This window comes from Planobispora rosea (assembly GCF_014648175.1).
GTDB lineage: Bacteria > Actinomycetota > Actinomycetes > Streptosporangiales > Streptosporangiaceae > Planobispora > Planobispora rosea.
Map to the genome: position 1 here is coordinate 63757 of NZ_BMQP01000013.1, position 17712 is coordinate 81468.

The following is a 17712-nucleotide window of genomic DNA, read 5'->3' on the forward strand; positions in this document are numbered from 1 at the left end:
TATGACGAACCAACCGGTGATGGTCGGTGATGGCGGCCCCGGGTTCCGCGGGGTGGCGGCCGGCTCCCTCCCGGTGGAGCGGCGATGAGGGCGCTGCTCACCGGGTTCGAGCCGTTCGACGGCTCGGCCGTCAACCCGTCGTGGGAGGCGGTCCAGCTGGTCGAGCGCGAGCAGGCCGTACAGCAGCTGGTCGTGCACTCCGTGCTGCTGCCGTGCGTGTTCGGCGAGGCGACCTGGCGCCTGCGCGAGGCGATCGTCGAGCACGAGCCCGAGGTGGTCATCTGCGTCGGGCAGGCGGGCGGGCGCGAGGCCGTCACGGTCGAGCGGATCGCGATCAATCTCGACGACGCCCGCATCCCGGACAACGCCGGAGAACAGCCGATCGACCAGCCGGTGGTCCCCGGCGGCCCGGCGGCGTACTTCTCCACGCTGCCGGTGAAGGCGTGCGTGGCCGCGGCGCGGAAGGCCGGGGTCCCGGCGAGCGTGTCGCACAGCGCCGGGACGTTCGTCTGCAACCACGTCTTCTACGGCCTCATGCACCTGATCGCCACCGAGTTCCCGGAGGTCCGCGGCGGTTTCGTGCATGTGCCGTACGCCCCGGAGCAGGTCCTCGACCACGCCGCGCCATCCATGCCGGTCCCGCTGGTCGCCGAGGCGCTGACCGCGATCGTGACGGCCGCCGTCCTGCTCCACGACGACCTGCGCCTGGTGGGCGGCGCCATCCACTGAGGCGCCATCCGCTGAGGCGCCATCCACTGAGGCGCCATCCGCTGAGGCGCCATGCCCCGGGGTGCCGCGCGGCTACAGCGGCACGGCGTAGATCACCCTGCGGCCGGGGAACTCGCTCACGCTCCACACCCGTCCGCCGACGAGGGTGAGGTCCTCCGGGCCGATCGGATACTGCCTGCGGACGAGCTTGTCACCGGCCACGATCAGGGTGCCGTTCCGCTGTGAGCCCGCGGACTGGCTGAGGTACCAGGTGCGACCCCGGGAGAGCGCCCCCTGGATCTTCTGCGCCGGCAGGTCGTAGGCGTCCATGGCCGCCGCGACGCCGTTCGCGTCGGCGCGCAGCGTGCCGTCGGCCTCCAGCGGCCAGCGCGCGACCCGCCCGGTCCGGGCCGGATCGCTGACGAACTCCCCGGAGATCAGCAGGTCGGGGTCCCCGGTACGGTCGACGGCGGCGAAGGAGAACACGGCGCCGGCGGCGGTGACGGTCCAGGAACCGACCTGCGGCATCACGTAGCGGTAGCCGAAGGCGTCGTACAGCCCGTCCTTGCGGCGGCCGATCGTCTCCTCGTCCGTGCCGTTGACCTCGTAGATGTGCCGGACGTCGAAGACCCGGAAGCCCTTGACGGTGTCGGCGACGTAGAGCAGGTCCCCGTACCAGGCCACGCCCCCGGCGTGGATGTTGATCGGGGCGATGCCCCCGTCCGGCCGGACCGCGACGAGCAGGACGTGCCGGTAGCGCAGAGCCGCGGCGTCCATGAACGACAGGCGTATCCCCCGCTCCGGGCCCTGGGCGTTGTCGGGATTGAAGTACCAGCTGACCACGAACACGTTCCCGGAGACGCCCGCGTCGGCGGCGCTGGTCAGGCCCTGCGGATACCAGGCGACGGCGCCGTTGTCGGCGGCGTTGAAGGTGTACCAGTCGGCCGGGCGGGGCCTCATCGAGCCGAACGCCCCGGTCCCCCTGGTTCCTTTGCGTTCCGTGACCCGGTTGGCCTTGGACAGCACCGCGCCCAGCGGCGCCTTGTCGAGCTCCCGCGCCAGCACCTCCAGCCCGGCCGGAGGGCCGTCGGCACCGCGCTTCAGCTGGAACGGCCCCGCCGGTACGGGCGTCATCGTACTCACACGAACTCCTTCCCCCTTTTCCACCAGTCTGGCGGATCATGGTGCGGAGTTCAGAAGTATGACGTTATTACCCTCCTGTCACGATCACCGGGGCCAGGTGTGCACCGGTTCCCCGGTCAGCGCCAGCTCCCGGTAGCGGGTCACCATCCGGGCCGCGTCCCCGCCCGCGGCGGCCAGCGCCTCCCGCTGCCAGACCGACCCGGTACGGCGCCGCATGGCCCGCTCCCGGACGATCTCCAGCATGCGTCCCGCCTCGCCGGACTCCACGCCGACCCGCTCAAGGCCGGCCGCGGCCACCGGCAGCAGGTCCTTGACCAGCTCGACCGCGGGCGCCTCCCCCTCCCTGCCGGGCCAGGCCAGGGAGGCGTCCAGGCCGTTGATCGCCGCCCGGTAGAAGTTCCGGTAGGCAGAGGCGAAGGGGAACTCCTCCACCGGCTCGACGGCCAGGGCGGAGGTGAGACCGAGCAGGAAGGCGGCGTTGGCCACCATGTCGACGGGAGTGGGCCCGGCGGGCAGGGCGCGCATCTCCACCCGCAGGTGGCCGCCGTCCCCCGGGTCGTACACCGGTCGGTTCCACTGCCACACCGTGCCCTGGTGCAGGCGGAGCTCGTCCAGCCGGGGGACGTCCTCGTCCCCGGCCGCCTCGTCCTCATGGAAGGTCATCGGCAGGATCGGCTCGTAGTCGCGCACGCATGCCGCGAACAGGTCCTCGGCGCTGCTCACCCAGCCGGACCCGAAGGCCACCCGCCGGTCCCTGCGCCCGAGCCGCTCCAGGTCACGGTCGTCGGCCGACTCCTCGAACAGGGCGATCCTGGTCTCCTCCCACAGGCGCCGGCCCAGGAAGCCCGGGGAGTTCCCGCTGACCGCCAGGACCGGGCCCATCGCCAGCTGGGCGGCGTTGTAGACGCGGGCGAAGTCGGCCGGGGGCGTGCGGAGGTGGATCTGCCAGGAGGTGTTGGCGCTCTCCAGGATCACGCCCTGGACCTCCAGCTCCAGCTTCTCCACCCCGTCGATGCGGACCAGGAACGGCTCGACCCGCAGCCGCCGCATGCCCCGGCTCAGCGCCCGGTAGCGGCTCTCGTCGCTCATCGTCTCGTGGGTGAAGTCGAGTTCGCCGAGCGTGGGCAGGATGCCGATCGCCACCGCCTGCCCGCCCTGCCCGGCCGCCGCGGCGTCCACCTTGGCGATGACCTCGCGCACCTCCCGCTCCAGCGCGGTGAACGGCCTGCCCGGCAGCGGCAGCGGGGTCAGGTTGGCCTCCAGGTTGAACCGGCCCAGTTCCAGGGTGAGCCGGTCGTCGGCGGCGGCGTCGCGCACCTCGTGGTTGCGCGGGAGAGGACGGCCGTCCGGAGTGATGAGGAACATCTCCAGCTCGGCGCCGATGGTCGCGGGCCCCGTCCCGAACCCCGGCCGGGCGAGCAGCTCGTGAAGCCGGGCGAGCTGCTCGGCCAGCCGTTCCCCGAAACGGGCGAACTCCGCCTCGGAGTAGCGATCCTTGTCGACTCTCTGCCCCATTACGCCTTCCGATCGATCGGCTCTCGTCCCTCCCCCTCTCTCCTGTAGGTGGCCTTCTAATCTGGGAGAGAGCTAAATCACCACGGGACGGGGCCGTCGTCCCCCAGGTGGGCTCCCGTCGGGCCGTCCGCGTCCAGCAGCGCCAGCCGTACGGCGACCGCCGCGCCCTGCTCGGCGGTGCGGGGGCCGCTGTGGCCGTTGATGTCGGTCGCGCAGTAGCCGGGGTCGGCGGCGTTGACCTTGATGGGGGTGCCGGCCAGTTCCTTGGCGTAGGACACGGTGATCATGTTCAGCGCCGCCTTGGAGGAGTTGTAGGCCAGGTAGTTGCTGGCCCAGAACTCGTCCTGCGGGTCGGTCAGGCGGGTCAGGGAGGCCAGCCCGCTGGAGACGTTGACGATCCGGGCCGCCGGCGCCCGGCGCAGCAGCGGCAGCATCGCGTTGGTGACGGCGACCACGCCGAAGACGTTGGTCTCGTAGGTGGCGCGCAGCGCCTCCACCGGGGTCGAGCTGGGGGCCGCCGGGTCGTCCTGCGGGACCATGACCCCGGCGTTGTTGACGAGGACGTCGAGCATGCCGTACTCCTCCTCGATCCACTTGGCGGCGGAGGCGACGGACTCGGCGGAGGTCACGTCGAGTTGGAGGAACCGGGCCCCCAGTTCGTCGGCGGCCCGCTGCCCGCGCCCGGCGTCCCTCGCCCCGACCAGGACGGTGACGTCCTGCTCGGTGAGCAGCCTGGCGGTCTGGTATCCGATGCCCTTGTTGGCACCCGTGATGAGAGCGATCATGCGTCTCACCGTGCCGGGACCCCCGGCTGGGCGGGAGAGATCCGCGGAGGCTGGGATCGGGGGTACCACCCTCCAAGCGGCGTGCCCGGCCGGATATCGGCCATGCTGGAGGCATGAACCGCAGCGAGCTCGCCGAATTCCTGCGCAACCGCCGCGCCCGCCTGACCCCGCGCGAGGCCGGGCTGCCCGAGGGCGGGCGCCGGCGCACCCCCGGCCTGCGCCGCCAGGAGGTGGCCCAGCTCGCGGGGATGTCGATCGACTACTACATCCGGCTGGAGCAGGCCCGGGGGCCGCGCCCGTCCCGCCAGGTGCTGAGCGCGCTGGCCCGCGCGCTGATGCTGACCGGCGACGAGCGCGCGCACCTGTTCCACCTGGCCGGGGAGGCCCCGGCCTCCGGCGGCGGGCCGTCCGGGGAGGTGCCGGAGGGTGTGCTGTACATGCTGGCGTCGCTGGAGGACACGCCCGCCTACGTGATCGACGCCAAGTACGACGTCCTCGCGTGGAACCGGCTGGCGGGCGTGCTGCACGATCTGGACGACGCCGCGCCGCAGGAGCGCAACGTGATCCGCCAGGTCTTCGGCTCCTCCGATCTGCGCATGGGGATCTGCGAGCCGGGGCGGGGCCTGTTCGCCCGGGCCGCGGTCGCCGATCTGCGCGCCGCCGCCGCGCGCCATCCCGGCGACCCGTCGATCGGTGAGCTGGTGGCGGAGATGCTGGCCGTCAGTCCGGAGTTCGGGGAGATGTGGGCGGCGCACGAGGTGGAGGTCCAGCGCGACCAGCGCAAGCAGATGCACCATCCGCTGATCGGCGTGATCGAGGTGTGGTGCCAGGTGCTGCACGTCCCGGACCGGGACCAGCGCGTGATCCTCTACACCACCGCCCCGGGCTCCCCGTCCCACGACGCGCTGCGCATGCTCAGCATGCTCCAGGACACCCCGCGCTGAGCGCACCGGAGGCGCCCCGCGCCCGAACACACCGCGCCTGATATATAGCGCTATGCCAGATGCGCCGTGCCGTACCGGACACGGGTGGGAGTCACGGGATCAGGCCGGGTCCCTCAACGGGCACGCGCAGGGTGTTCAGGACGACGGCGAGCATGTCGTAGTGGGCGACGAGCATGACGATCTCGATCCGGCCGGGTTCGTCGTAGCGGTCGCACAGCGCCCGCCAGGTGGCGTCGGTGAGATCGCCGCGCGCGTGGAGCTCGTCGGCGACGTCGAGGACGAGGCGGTCGGCGGGGTCCCACCGGTGCCCGCCCCCGGTCTCCCGGACCTCCGGCACAGCCGTCCCGTCCCCGACCTCCGCTCCCACCGTCCCGTCCCCGACCTCCGCTCCCACCGTCCCGGTCCCGCGGACGGCCTCGATCTCCGCGTCGGTCAGCCCCGCCTCGCGCGCCAGCCGTACGTGCTGGGCCCACTCGTAGGCGCTGCCCCGGTGGTGCGCGGTGCGCAGGACGGCCAGCTCCCGGTCCCGGGCGGGGAGCATGCCGTACAGCAGGGCGGCGCCGAAACCGATCCAGGCCTGGAACAGGGCCGGGTGGCGGGCGAGGGTGGTGAAGACGTGGTAGGGACCGGTGCCCTCGACCACCCTGGTGAGGAACGGGTCCCACTCCCCGGGCGGGAGCGGCTCGACTCTGGGATTCACGGATCAGAGATTACTTACTACGATCACCTGTGTGAACGATCGCTTGGTAGGCAAACGTGTGCTCGTCGTGGGAGCGGGCACCCGTCCGTCGTCCGACCCCGACCCGCCGGTCGGCAACGGACGCGCGATCGCGGTCGAGGCCGCGCGCCAGGGCGCCGCGGTCGTCTGCGCCGACGTGGACGAGAAGTCGGCGGCGGAGACCGCCGCGTGGATCACCCGCGAGGGCGGGCGGGCCGAGGTGCTCACCGTGGACCTCGCCGACGCCGCCGCCTGCGAGGCGCTGGCCGGACAGGCGGGGGCCGGACAGGCGGGGGGCGGGCTGGACGGCATCGTGCTCAACGCCGCGATCGGCGCCGGGCTGGCCCTGGCCGGGACCGGCGCCGACGACTGGGACCGGGTGTTCTCGGTCAACCTGCGCGGCCACTTCCTGGTCTGCAGGGGCGCGCTGCCGCTGCTGGGCACCGGCGCGTCGATCGTCTTCATCGGATCGGTGGCCGGGCTCCGGCCGGGCAGCCTGATCCCGTCCTACGACGCCTCCAAGGCCGGCCTGATCGGTCTGGCCAGGCACGTCGCCCTGGAGGGCGCGGGCCTGGGGATCCGGGCCAACCTGGTCGCGCCCGGCCTGATCGACACCCCGCTCGGCCGGGACGCGGCCAAGCTCTGGGAGCACCGCGACCGGGTGATGGTCCCGATGGGCCGCCAGGGCACCGCCTGGGAGGTGGCGAGCGTCGTGACCTTCCTGCTCTCGGCGGAGGCGAGCTACGTCACCGGCCAGGTCCTCGCCGTGGACGGAGGGCTCACCCTCCTGTGAACCCCGTCCGGCCCGCATGATCGACGCACGCCGGGTCCCGCCGTACGATGCCATGATCGCCGCGACTGCGAGGGAGAGCCCATGAGCCCCGACACCCCCGTCACACGGAGCGCCGTCACCGTCCTCGCGGCGCTGGCCGCCGGCCTCCTGCCCGTGAGCGCCGCCCACGCGCAGCCCGCCGCTCAAGCACGGCCCGCCGCCCACGCGCAACCCGGTGATCACGCACAGCCCGGCGCCCCCGGGTTGAAGATCAGAGAGAACCGGTTCCGGGTCACGGCGATCGGCCCCGGCTTCGTGCTGAAGCTGTCACCGCGCGCCGTCGGCGTGCGCATCGACGAGGAGAGGTTCGGCGACCCGTCCGGCGGCAACCCGATCGAGCGGCAGACGATCGACCTCACCGGGCGCACGCTGCGCCCCTTCGAGTGCGAGAACGGCACGTACACGATCAAGACCGGCACCTTCGAACGCACGTGGCGGATCTCGCAGTTCGCCAGGCGGCCGCTGCCGTACACCGAGGGCTTCGCCACCGGCTCGCCGGGCATCTTCACCCCGTTCGTCGGCGTGCTCGAAGGAACCGTCGCCGACGCCGAGGGCAGGACGCTGCGCTTCCTGATCTCCGATCTGGTGCAGGAAGTCCTGACCGAGGACGGCTTCTCCGCCACGGCGCCGATCCACGGCTTCTTCGTCGACGAGAAGGGACGGGTGCGGGACCGCATCTCGCTCATCGGCCGCTTCAACTCCGGGCGTGACGGCCGCAACGCCGTCTACGGGATCGAGGACCGCGGCACCTGCCGGCAGATCGCCGATCTCCCCTTCGGCCCGGGCAGCGAGCGCGCCGTGGTGACGGGACCGCTTTTCGTGCTCCCGTTCAGCGCGCCCGTGACGGTGCCCAGGCACCGCTGAGTCCTCCCGGGTCCTCCCGGGTCCTCCCGGTCCTCCCGGTCCTCCCGCCGCGCCGGGGAGACGGGTCGCGGCGCGCCGTACGGCGCGCCGCGACGGCCGCTCATCTAGGACTCGTGCAGGCGGCGGACCTCCAGGCCCGCGCCCCACCGCTCGATCGCCTCGTCGTCGGCGAAGGCCAGCGCGCGCAGCATGTTGCCGCCGTTGCCGGCCCTGACGCTCTGCCGCAGGCGCCGCCGCAGCGGCTCGGACAGCTTGGTGGTGCCCGCCTCGATGGTGTCTCCGTAGAAGGGCGCGAAGGCCACCCCGGCGAATCCGGTACGGCGCAGCAGCGCGGGCATGGTCTCCGCCGAGTAGAACATCAGGTGGTTCTTGGTGAACCCGTTCCACTTGCTGCCGACCGTCTTGAGCTGCAGGGACGCGGCGTTGACGGTGAGGATCAGCAGCACCCCCCCGGGCGCGAGCAGGCTGCGGAACTGGCGGAAGTCCTGGATCGGCCGGGGCAGGTGGGCCAGGACCGACCAGAGGGTGATCACGTCGAAGCCGCCCTCGGCGATCTCCGGGACCTCCGCCGGAGTGCCGTGGTAGGCCTTGGCCCGGGTGAGCCGCCGGTTGGCCTCGGCCACCGAGTCGGGCGACAGGTCGATGCCGAGCGCGTCGAACCCGCGCTGCTCGGCCAGCTCCAGGAAGAGCCCGGCTCCGCACCCGAAGTCCAGCAGCCGCCGCTGCCTCTCCCCGTCGTAGCCGCTGTCGAACACGGGGCTGAAGGCGTCCATGGTCAGCCGGTAGCGGCGCTGGCGGCCGGCGGCGTAGTTCCCGGTGAGGAAGCCGCTGTAGTTGTTGGAGTACAGGTCGCCCAGGCGCTCGGGCCGGATGTTGGGGTTGCGGTAGAGGAAGCCGCACGCCGGGCAGCGCACCACCCGGTAGGTCCACTTCTTCCCCTTGCCGCCGGTGGGCTCGAACAGCGGCTGCTGGCGCGTGTCGCCGCACATGTGGCAGGTGACGAACTCCTCGATCTCCCCGAGGTCCGTCCGTTTGCGGTAATCCTCCAGCGTGATCACCGGCGCGCGGCGGAGCCGCATCCGCCACTGGATCTCCCGGGCGATCCGCTCGCCCGGGCGGACGTAGATCCGTTGCTCCCAGGGGACCTTGTCGTAGCGGGAGCCGTACACGACGCGAGAGATCATCTGTTTCGCGGAGACCACTTGGTGTCCATTCACCGGCTTTATCCCAACGTGTCATGACTTCATCGATCACTCAAGCGGTACCCGGCACCCGTTCTGGACAGCCTCAGGACCCGGCATACCGTTCCCCACAGGAGACTCAAGATCGCGTATGCCTCCTGCCCTGCGGTGGTAGCCTCCCGGGGCATGCGTCCAGAAGATCTCGCCATGCTCCGCGTCCCCGGCGCCCTCGACCTCCACGACGATCTCCTCCTGGCCGACGTCGCCCATCCCGACCTGGAGGCCGACGCCTACCGCGGGAGCCTGTGGCGGATCCCGCAGGACGGCCCGCCCGTCCGCTTCACCCACGGCGACCACGACACCGCACCGCGGATCTCCCCCGACGGCGCCTGGGTGGCCTTCCTCCGGGCGAGCGGGGGCGGCAAGCCCCAGCTGCACGTGATGCCGACCGGCGGCGGCGAGCCGCGTCCGGTCACCGACCTGCCGCTCGGCGCGGGCGCGCCGGTCTGGGCCCCCGACTCGCGGCGGATCGCCTTCGTCGCGCGCGCTCCCGAGCCCGGCCGCTACGGCACCGAGGAGGGCGTGGGCGCCGCGGCCGAGGCCCCGCGCCGGATCACCGGTTTCCGCTACCGGGGCGACGGCGTCGGCTTCGTGCTGGACCGCCCCCAGGTGCTGTACGTCGTGAACGCGCTGGCGGACATCCCCCTGCCGGTGGCGCTGACCGACGGCCGCTGCGATGTCGAGGCCCCGTGCTGGTACGGCGAGCACGTGCTGGTCTCGGCCCCGCGCGACCTCGACCCGGAGAGCCTGCACACCGATCTCTACGCGGTCCCGGCGGGCGGCGGCGAGCCGGTCCCGGTGGTCCGCGGCGAGGGCTCCGCGGCCCTGCCGGCGGTGCTCCCCGACGGGCACGTGCTCTACCTCGGCACGGAGTTCACCGGGATCCACGCGGTGGCCCGCAACACCGGGCTCTACCGCGCTCCCCTGCGGACCGACGCCGATCCCGCGGCCGGGACCCGGCTGACCGAGGAGGAGTCGGTCGACTGCGAGGCGCTGCCGCCCGTACCGGTCGAGGACGGCACGCTGGTCGCGGTGCGCGTGCGCGGCGCGGTGGAGCTGCGCCTGGTGCCCCACGGCTCAGCCGGGACGCCGCTGGAGAAGCTGCCGGTGGTGCTGGGCGAGCGGGCGAGCGTGAAGGCGTTCGCGTCGTACGGCGGGCGCACCGTCGCGGTGGTCTCCTCCCCCGAGCATCCCGGCCAGATCGTCGAGACCGGATCCGGGCCGGACGATCCCGGACACGCCGTTCCCGGCGGAAGGGTGATCGCCGACTTCTGCGGGCCGCTGCCCGGCACCCGCCCGCTCCGGGAGATCACCGCCGTCGCCCCGGACGGCTACCCGGTGCACGGCTGGCTGGCCGTACCCGAGGGCCAGGGCCCGCACCCGGTCCTGCTGAACGTCCACGGCGGCCCGTTCCACCAGCACGGCTGGGGTTTCCTCGACGAGACCCAGGTCTACGCCGCCGCCGGATACGCGGTGGTCCTGCCCAACCCGCGCGGCTCCGCCGGGTACGGCCAGTCCCACGGCCGCGCCGTGATCGGCGCGTTCGGCACCGTGGACGCCGACGACGTGCTCGCGCTGCTGGACGCGGCGCTGGCCGAGCCCGAGTGCGACCCCGAGCGGGTGGGCGTGATGGGCGGCTCCTACGGCGGCTTCATGACCAGCTGGCTGGCCGCCCACCGCGGGGCGCGCTTCAAGGCCGCCTGGAGCGAGCGCGCGGTCAACGCCTGGGACTCCTTCACCGGTTCGTCCGACATCGGCTGGTACTTCGCCGAGGCCTACTGCGGCCCCGACGCCGAGACCCAGCGCGCGATGAGCCCGCTCTACCACGCCGACCGGATCACCCTGCCGTTCGCCGTGGTCCACTCGGAGGAGGACTGGCGCTGCCCGGTCGAGCAGGCCCAGCGGATGTTCGTGGCCCTGCGCAGGAACGGTGTCCCGGCCGAGTTCCTGCTGTTCCCCGGCGAGGGGCACGAGCTCACCCGGAGCGGGCGGCCCCGCCACCGGCTCCAGCGCTTCGAGGCCGTCCTGGAATGGTGGTCGCGCCACCTCGCCCCCTGAGGGGCGTCACGCCAGGCAGGTCAGCGGTCTGCCCCCGTTGAAGTCGATCATCTCCAGGATCGCGGTCACCACGTCGATCGGCGCTCCCGCAGGCAGGCCGTCGAGATCGGCGTAGGCACGGTGCAGGTTGCCGACGATGCGCTCGGAGTCGCGCATCCCGCCGTACTCCCCCAGGTCGGTCTCGCGCGCCGTCTCCAGCGGCGAGAGACCGGCCTTGCGGCCGCGTTCGGCGGTGTCCAGCACGAACCGCAGATATCCCCGCACCTGGCCGAGGGCGCCCGGCCCGCAGACCCCGCCGTGCCCCGGCACGATCGTCCGGGCGCCCAGGGCCTCAAGGTCGTCGAGCACCCTCAGCGCGCCCACGACCGAGCCCATCAGGACGAACGGCGTGCTCTCGTTGAAGACCAGGTCTCCGGAGAACAGCACTCTCCGCTCCGGGATCCACACGATCGAGTCGTTGGTGGTGTGCGCGGCGACGCCCACGTGCCGGACCTCGCAGCGCAGGTCGTCGGAGTAGAGGGTGACCCCGTCGGTGTAGGTGAGGAAAGGCGGGTCGGTCCTGAGGTCCCCCCATTCGACGGGGGTCCAGGCCACGTCGAGGTATTCCGAGATCCCCTCCTCGATGACCCGCTCCCGGGTCTGCTCGTGGCCGACGATGGTCGCCTCGGGGAACGCGAAGTTCCCGAAGGTGTGGTCACCGTGGTGATGGGTGTTGACCAGCGTGGTGACCGGCCGGTCGGTGACCGCCCTGATCGCCTCGCGGTAGGCCGTGGTGCGCCGCTCGGTGGCGCAGGAGTCGATGCTGATCACACCGCGCCGCCCGGCGAGGAAGCCGGTGTTGTTGATCCACCAGCTCCCGTCGGGCTGGATGTAGGCGTAGACGCCGTCGGAGACCTCTTCCACGCGGACCGGAGGCAGGGCGTGGTCGTGCCGCGATGAGCTCATACCCGGCATTCTCATCCTTGAGGCGGGGCAGACCACCATGGTTATAAAACTTTCCATTAAATGCCTAATCTCTTTCCCATATCGGATCTCCGATCAGCCCGATGGCGGACAGGAACGGTGAATCCGAAGGAATCCATCCACACCAGCACGGCGATGTCATGAGAGACTGGATGGAATCCCTTGATGCGCCCGCTTCGCCGGCAGGCTCCGTACGAGGGCCAGCGGACGCACAGATAAGGGTGATCGTATTTCCGGGCCAACCGTGATAACCCCACCGTCAGACGGCTCCACCGGACCGCCCGAGCCGGGGGCCGGTGTCGCGGCGACGATCCAGTCCGTGCTGGACGGCATCCCGGCCCAGGCGGCCTGGTCGGTGCCGATCCGCGGGCACGACGGCGAGATCCTCGACTTCGAGATACGGGCGGCCAGCCCCTGTGCCCAGGACGTCCACGGCAGGGTCGGCAGGCAGATGATCGGCACCCGGACGTTCGGCTCCTACCCCTCCGTCGCCGTCGGCCCCCTTCCCGCGCTCTACATGCGGGTCATGGAGACCGGCGAGTCGGGGGAGTTCACCCGTTATCTGCACACGGAGGTCACCCAGGGGGTCCCCCACCGCTCCGTCTACTCGGTCAGGGTGGTCAAGGCCCTCGGCGGGCTGCTCGTCACCTGGACCCGCGACGACGACGGCGACCGGCTGGCCACCCGGCTGGCCCACACCGAGCGCCTGGGCAACCTCGGCTGGGGCCGGTGGAACCTCATCACCGGCGACATCGAGTGGTCCGAGCAGCTGTACCGCATCCACGACCGGGATCCGGCCGGCGGGCCGCTCGGCCTGAAGCAGTACCGCGAGATCGTCCACCCCGACGACCTGCCGGTCGTCGACCGCGCGCTGGAGGACCTGGCCACCACCGAGGTCCCGTACGAGTACGAGCTCCGGATCCGGGTCGGTGACGAGTACCGCCTCCTGCGCAACATGGCCGAGGTCAGCCGGGACGGGACCGGCCGGCCCGTGGAGATCCACGGCGTGATCCAGGACATCACGGACTGGCGGCGCACCGCCGACCAGCTCGCCGCCGCCGAGCAGCGGCTGGCGGAGGAGTCACGCCTCACCGCGGAACTGCAGCACATCGTCCTGCCGGTGCAGGAGGAGTTCCTCACCCTGCCGGGCCTGCGGGTGGCCGTCCGCTACGACGCCGCGGCGACCGCCCCGCTCGGCGGCGACTGGTACCAGGCGATCGGGCTGGACACCGACGAGACGCTGCTCGCCGTCGGCGACGTCGCCGGGAGCGGCCTGGCCGCCGCCTCGGCCATGGCCAAGCTCCGCCACGCGATCACCGGCCTGGCCTTCGCGGACCAGGCCCCCGAGCAGATCCTCGTGACGCTCAACCGGCTGCTCCGCCGCATGCGTCCCGACGTGCTGGCCACCGCCGTCGTCGCCCGGTTCCGGCCGGAGGACCGCAGGCTGACGTTCACCCACGCCGGTCACCCGCCCATGCTCCTGGTCAGGGACGGCATGGTGCAGCGGCTGCTCCAGCCCGGCGTGCTGCTCGGCGTCTTCGACGACGTCGACTACGCCGCCGCGAGCATCCAGCTCGAACCCGACGACCTGCTCGTGATGTTCACCGACGGCCTGATCGAACGCCCCGGCCGCGATCTGTTCGAAGGCCTGGACGCTCTCAGCGCCACCATCACCGCCGTCCTGCGGACGGCGCCCGCCGACCGGCTGGCCGCGGTGATGAACGCCCTGGCGCCGAGCAACACCAGCGACGACACGTGCATCCTGATCGCCCACCTCACATTGAACATCCCGGAAGCGGCATGATGTCCGAACCTCACATCTTGACCACCGCCCTTCAGTTCGCCTCCACCGACGCGGGGAAGGCCGGGGTGCTGACCGTGAAGGGAACGCTCGACTACACGACGTACCAGCTCGCCATGGAGTTCTTCGACCAGGCGTTCGCCCGGTTCGGCCCGGACCTCGTCGTGAACCTCCTTGAGACCGACTTCCTCGACTCCCGTGCGACGGGCCTGCTCGTCTCCTGCTGGAAACGGGCCGAGGAGGAGGGCGGCCGGCTGTCGCTGGTGGCGGTGGAGCAGGGCACCACCCGCGTACTGTGGATCACCGGCGTGGTCTCCCGGATCCCGGTGTTCCCCACGGTCGAGGCCGCCCTGACGGCACCGTCCTCCGGCCTGACGGCACCGTCCTCCGGCCTGACGGGCACGACCACGGGCACGACCACCGCGGACACGACGCCCTCGGACACGACGCCCTCGAACGTGACACCCTCAGGCGTGACGACCGCGGACGCGGCGGCTCCGTTTCTGTCGGTGACGGATCCTACGATGACGGAATGATCATTGTTTCTGGGTGGATCACCGTCGATCCGGACGCCCGTGAGACCTACCTGAAGAGCTGCGCCGGTGTGGTCGAGCAGGCACGGGCCTTCGCCGGCTGCCTCGACTTCGCGCTCGGCGCCGACCTGGTCGACGCCGGGCGGATCAACGTCTACGAGCGGTGGGAGTCCGAGGAGGCACTCGCCGCCTTCCGGAGTTCCGGGCCGGAGGAGGGACAGACGGCGATGATCCGCAGCGCCGAAGTGCTCCGCTACCGGATATCCGGAGCCGGTCCGGCATGACGGTCATCTCGGTCCGGCCGTTTTCCGGCCGGGCCGGGGAGGGAGGCGCTCCAACCGGTCACGGAGATCGTCGATGTCCGGCACGAACCAGGTCTGGGTGCCCCGGTCGCACTCACGGACGAAGTCCCGCAGGGCGGTGCTGACGGCCGTGTGCGGGGAGACGTCCCCGAGGATCGCCAGGCCCACGCCGTACGTCACGAACTTCTGGACGATCTCACCGGCGACGCGGGTGCGCAGCCGGAAGAAGTCGGCGTTCAGCCGGCCGGCGGGGATCGCGACCCAGTCGGCGCCGCCGTACCAGGCCTCACCGATGAGGTCCACGGCGTCGCGCTCCCCGTGCACCTTCGGGCCGTCCGGCCCGCACACCAGGACCGTGGCGCCGCCGATGCTCCGAAGCACGTCAGGCATGGCGCGGGGCTCCCTTCGCCGCGTTCAGGAAAGCGGTGATCTCCTCGGTCCGCTCCGGCAGCAGGTGCCCGGCCTCGGGCAGGAACCGGACCTCGGCGTGGGGTACGGTCTCCTCCAGCCGGCGCCGGGTCTCGGCGGAGTCGATGATGGCATCCCGCCCGCCGGCGATCGCCAGCACCGGCATGGTCAGCCGCCGCAGGACGTCGTCACCGAAGACGGGGAGCTTCTCGCGGCGGGGCCGGAAATGCGCGTGGATGAGCATCATGTACTCGTCGCGGGCCACGGCCTCCGGCGTCGTGCCGGAGGCGGCGGGGTCCAGGACGAGGTGCATCGCCCGGCGGTCCGCTCTCCCGGGGCGCCGGGTGGCGTAGTCCACCGCCAGCCATCCGCCGAGCGGCACCCCCACGAACGACGCGCGCTCGACGCCGGGCACCGGCCACCGCTCCAGCAGCTCGCGGTAGCGTCGCTCGACGATGCGGGCGCCGTCCGCGGACGTGTAGCGGACGTCCCCGGCCCCGGCCGGGGTGCGGACGCCGGTCATGGGTGCTCCCTCACGAGCGCATTGATGATCTTGATCAGTTCCGCGGCGTCGCCCAGGCCCCCCAGGATGATGATCTTCATACTGGCTCTCCCCTCGTCGTAGACCGTCTCGACACGGAGGTTTCCATCCCCGTACGGCCGGACCGAGACGGCGGCCAGGAGCGTGTTGCTCAGCCGGGTCATCTCCTCGCGGCCGATCGCGTCGATCTGCACGATGCCGGACATCTCAACGTGCCGGCTGCGCCGTACCGTCTCGGCGACGGGCGGCTCCACCGGATGCCCGGTGAACGCCTCCAGATCCTCGCGCGCGATCCTGTACTGCTTGCCGATGCGGACGGCTTTCAGCCTCCCGTCGCGCACATAACCGCGTACCGTCTTGACGTGCAGGCCCAGCAGGTTGGCCACCTGCTCGACCGAGTACGGCTGCTGGGACACGATCCCCTCTCCGGAGTGTCGATGCATTCCCTAACGTACCCCATCATCCCCCTTCATGGGGGAGGTTAGGGAATCATAGGGAGTTTTCGTGAGGAGGAGACCGCGTCGCAGGGTCCGGCGGAGGCGTGCCCGGAGACGCGGCGAACTCCGGGAGAGCGGGCACACCGGGAGAGCAGGGACACCGGGAGCACCGGCAGTCCCTTACAAGTAATGATCAAGCGATCGACAAGCCGGATCCCGTAGCTTCCCCCGCATGGGCAAGCGATCCTCCATCCTCGCAGCGCTGGCGGCGGCCACCGCACTGGCCGCCCCGGCACCGTCCGCATGGGCCTCACCCGCCTCGGCGTCGAACGCCACGGCCTTCTCCTTCCGGGGCATGAACCTGAAACTCCCCTCTGGCTGGAAGGTGCACCGTGACGGGGACCGGATCGTGGTGGCGACCGGTAAGTGCGCGACACCGGCCCCCTTCGCCCCGGATTGCCGGGGATTCTGGATCTTCGGTCCGAAGGCGTTCACCAAGGTCCCGGTCGGGGGCGGTTCCTTCACCTACACGGGCAAGCAGCAGTTCTACCCCTTCAGCGGCCTGACGACCTGCCCCTTCAGCTCCAAGACCGCCTGGTCGCCCGGCGAGAAGGCCGCCTCGACGGGTCTGCGCGCGGTCGGGCGGGGGCACCGGGCGACGCACACCGCCTGGCCCACCACATGCGTGACGCACAACGGCGGACGGCACACGGCGAGCTTCACCCAGCGGGAGTGGTTCCTGCCCACGTCGAAGATCCTGGTGGTGGACGTGTGGAGCACCCGGCAGCTGCCGAGCGTGCTGAAGAACGCCACCTGGAGCCGACCTCCGAGCCCGCGCGATATCGGGACGCGCGACCGCCCGGGCGCACGGTAGCCTCTGGCGCCCCCGCAGCTCCGCGGGAAGCTCCGCACGCCCGGTCTCGACGGCTCGCGGACCGTCGCGGCCGGGCCGGCGTCCACTGATCGACAGACAGGAGAAAGCCCATGTCCACGCCCCCCGTCAGGTACAGGTCCGAGGACGAGGACAGCGGCCGGTGGGACCGGTTCCCCTTCCGGCAGGGCGACATCGTCATCAGCACGCGCTCGAAGAGCGGCACGACGTGGATGCAGATGATCTGCGCCCTGCTGGTCTTCCAGACCCCCGACCTTCCGGAGCCGCTGTCGGCGATGTCCCCCTGGCTGGACCACCTGGTCACCCCGGAGGAGGAGGTGTACGCGCGGCTCGCGGCCCAGCGGCACCGGCGGTTCGTCAAGACGCACACGCCGCTCGACGGGGTTCCGGTCGACGAACGCGCCACCTACATCGTGGTGGCACGCCACCCCCTCGACATGGCCGTCTCGCTCTACCACCAGGGCGACAACATCGACGGAGAGCGGCTCCGCGCGCTCACGGACCAGCCGGAGCCCGCCGGACCGCCGGCGCCGAAGCCGTCCCTGCGCGAGTGGCTGCTCCGGTGGATCGGCAAGGACGTCTCCCCCGCCGAGGAGATGGACTCCCTGCCCGGGGTGATGTGGCACCTGTCGGACGCCTGGGAGCGGCGCCTCCGGCAGCCGAACGTCCTCCTGGTCCACTACGACGACCTGCTGGCCGACCTGGAGGGCGAGATGCGCGGGCTTGCCCGGTCACTGGATGTCGACGTGCCGGAGGAGGTGTGGCCGGCGCTGGTGGAGGCCGCCACCTTCGACAGCATGAGGTCCCGCGCCGACCGGCTCGCACCGAACACCGCCGGCGTGCTGAAGGACACCTCCGCGTTCTTCCGCCGGGGCACGTCCGGCTCGGGCCGCGAGCTGCTCACCGGCGACGAGCTGGCCCGCTACCACGAGCGGACGCGCCGGCTGGCCCCGCCGGAACTGCTGGAGTGGCTGCACCGCTGATCTTCCATTTCCCCTGCAACCCGATATTCCATCTGAAATGAGGA

19 protein-coding genes are annotated in these 17712 nt (G+C 71.6%); 10 read left to right on the plus strand and 9 right to left on the minus strand.

The annotated features are described in order from the left end of the window. The first annotated feature begins 84 nt into the window (after positions 1–84). A complete protein-coding gene (gene pcp / locus IEZ08_RS15175) occupies positions 85–729 on the plus strand; it encodes a pyroglutamyl-peptidase I (protein ID WP_189242347.1) in 645 nt (214 codons plus the stop codon). Positions 730–801: 72 nt separating this feature from the next. On the opposite strand, the gene IEZ08_RS15180 is transcribed toward pcp, so the two are convergent. The 3 genes from IEZ08_RS15180 to IEZ08_RS15190 form a co-directional block, all read right to left on the minus strand. Then, on the minus strand, positions 802–1851 hold the full coding sequence (locus IEZ08_RS15180; RefSeq protein WP_189242348.1) for a hypothetical protein: 1050 nt from the start codon (positions 1849–1851) through the stop codon (positions 802–804). An 84-nt stretch (positions 1852–1935) separates the two neighbouring features. Further along, positions 1936–3366: a glutamate-cysteine ligase family protein gene (locus tag IEZ08_RS15185; protein WP_068924374.1), complete on the minus strand. Its 1431-nt coding sequence runs from the start codon at positions 3364–3366 to the stop codon at positions 1936–1938. A gap of 77 nt (positions 3367–3443) precedes the next feature. Then, the gene (locus IEZ08_RS15190; RefSeq protein WP_068924375.1) at positions 3444–4151 is read right to left on the minus strand and encodes an SDR family oxidoreductase; all 708 of its coding nucleotides are present in this window, start codon (positions 4149–4151) and stop codon (positions 3444–3446) included. 113 nt (positions 4152–4264) lie between these two features. On the opposite strand from IEZ08_RS15190, the gene IEZ08_RS15195 reads away from it, so the two are divergent. Next, a complete protein-coding gene (locus tag IEZ08_RS15195) occupies positions 4265–5095 on the plus strand; it encodes a helix-turn-helix transcriptional regulator (RefSeq protein WP_068924376.1) in 831 nt (276 codons plus the stop codon). A 91-nt stretch (positions 5096–5186) separates the two neighbouring features. Here IEZ08_RS15195 and IEZ08_RS15200 read toward each other — a convergent pair whose 3' ends face one another. After that, positions 5187–5795 carry a carboxymuconolactone decarboxylase family protein gene (locus IEZ08_RS15200; protein WP_189242349.1) on the minus strand — a complete coding sequence of 203 codons (609 nt, stop codon included), beginning with the start codon at positions 5793–5795 and terminating at the stop codon, positions 5187–5189. 31 nt (positions 5796–5826) lie between these two features. Here IEZ08_RS15200 and IEZ08_RS15205 point away from each other — a divergent pair, with 31 nt between their 5' ends. Both IEZ08_RS15205 and IEZ08_RS15210 read left to right on the plus strand, forming a co-directional pair. Further along, complete coding sequence (locus tag IEZ08_RS15205) at positions 5827–6606, plus strand: SDR family NAD(P)-dependent oxidoreductase (RefSeq protein WP_189242350.1); 780 nt, start codon at positions 5827–5829, stop codon at positions 6604–6606. An 81-nt stretch (positions 6607–6687) separates the two neighbouring features. Further along, positions 6688–7509, plus strand: a complete 822-nt coding sequence (locus IEZ08_RS15210) for a hypothetical protein (RefSeq protein WP_068924379.1) — start codon at positions 6688–6690, stop codon at positions 7507–7509. 104 nt (positions 7510–7613) lie between these two features. Here the strand turns inward: IEZ08_RS15210 and IEZ08_RS15215 are convergent, their stop codons facing one another. Next, positions 7614–8693: a class I SAM-dependent methyltransferase gene (locus IEZ08_RS15215; protein ID WP_141704122.1), complete on the minus strand. Its 1080-nt coding sequence runs from the start codon at positions 8691–8693 to the stop codon at positions 7614–7616. A 183-nt stretch (positions 8694–8876) separates the two neighbouring features. Here IEZ08_RS15215 and IEZ08_RS15220 point away from each other — a divergent pair, with 183 nt between their 5' ends. Beyond that, on the plus strand, positions 8877–10808 hold the full coding sequence (locus IEZ08_RS15220) for a S9 family peptidase (RefSeq protein WP_189242351.1): 1932 nt from the start codon (positions 8877–8879) through the stop codon (positions 10806–10808). A 6-nt stretch (positions 10809–10814) separates the two neighbouring features. Here IEZ08_RS15220 and IEZ08_RS15225 read toward each other — a convergent pair whose 3' ends face one another. Beyond that, on the minus strand, positions 10815–11753 hold the full coding sequence (locus IEZ08_RS15225; RefSeq protein ID WP_189242352.1) for an MBL fold metallo-hydrolase: 939 nt from the start codon (positions 11751–11753) through the stop codon (positions 10815–10817). 337 nt (positions 11754–12090) lie between these two features. On the opposite strand from IEZ08_RS15225, the gene IEZ08_RS15230 reads away from it, so the two are divergent. The 3 genes from IEZ08_RS15230 to IEZ08_RS15240 are packed head-to-tail and all read left to right on the plus strand — an operon-like array spanning position 12091 to position 14389. Then, on the plus strand, positions 12091–13575 hold the full coding sequence (locus IEZ08_RS15230; protein WP_189242353.1) for a PP2C family protein-serine/threonine phosphatase: 1485 nt from the start codon (positions 12091–12093) through the stop codon (positions 13573–13575). A gap of 17 nt (positions 13576–13592) precedes the next feature. Continuing rightward, complete coding sequence (locus tag IEZ08_RS15235; protein WP_189242354.1) at positions 13593–14108, plus strand: STAS domain-containing protein; 516 nt, start codon at positions 13593–13595, stop codon at positions 14106–14108. After that, positions 14105–14389 carry a putative quinol monooxygenase gene (locus IEZ08_RS15240; protein ID WP_068924385.1) on the plus strand — a complete coding sequence of 95 codons (285 nt, stop codon included), beginning with the start codon at positions 14105–14107 and terminating at the stop codon, positions 14387–14389. The genes IEZ08_RS15235 and IEZ08_RS15240 overlap by 4 nt, the downstream gene beginning before the upstream one ends. Positions 14390–14392: 3 nt before the next feature. On the opposite strand, the gene IEZ08_RS15245 is transcribed toward IEZ08_RS15240, so the two are convergent. Genes IEZ08_RS15245 through IEZ08_RS15255 form a run of 3 tightly spaced genes read right to left on the minus strand, consistent with a single transcriptional unit; the run spans position 14393 to position 15772 of the window. Continuing rightward, positions 14393–14797: a DUF4180 domain-containing protein gene (locus IEZ08_RS15245; RefSeq protein ID WP_068924386.1), complete on the minus strand. Its 405-nt coding sequence runs from the start codon at positions 14795–14797 to the stop codon at positions 14393–14395. Beyond that, on the minus strand, positions 14790–15338 hold the full coding sequence (locus tag IEZ08_RS15250) for an alpha/beta fold hydrolase (RefSeq protein ID WP_189242355.1): 549 nt from the start codon (positions 15336–15338) through the stop codon (positions 14790–14792). Before IEZ08_RS15250 ends, IEZ08_RS15245 begins: the two co-directional genes overlap by 8 nt. After that, positions 15335–15772, minus strand: coding sequence for a helix-turn-helix domain-containing protein (locus tag IEZ08_RS15255; protein ID WP_068924388.1), 438 nt, complete (start codon positions 15770–15772; stop codon positions 15335–15337). The genes IEZ08_RS15250 and IEZ08_RS15255 overlap by 4 nt, the downstream gene beginning before the upstream one ends. Before the next feature lie 253 nt (positions 15773–16025). Here IEZ08_RS15255 and IEZ08_RS15260 point away from each other — a divergent pair, with 253 nt between their 5' ends. Further along, positions 16026–16667, plus strand: coding sequence for a hypothetical protein (locus IEZ08_RS15260; RefSeq protein WP_068924389.1), 642 nt, complete (start codon positions 16026–16028; stop codon positions 16665–16667). 110 nt (positions 16668–16777) lie between these two features. Then, on the plus strand, positions 16778–17668 hold the full coding sequence (locus IEZ08_RS15265; protein WP_068924390.1) for a sulfotransferase domain-containing protein: 891 nt from the start codon (positions 16778–16780) through the stop codon (positions 17666–17668). The last annotated feature ends 44 nt before the right edge of the window (positions 17669–17712 follow it).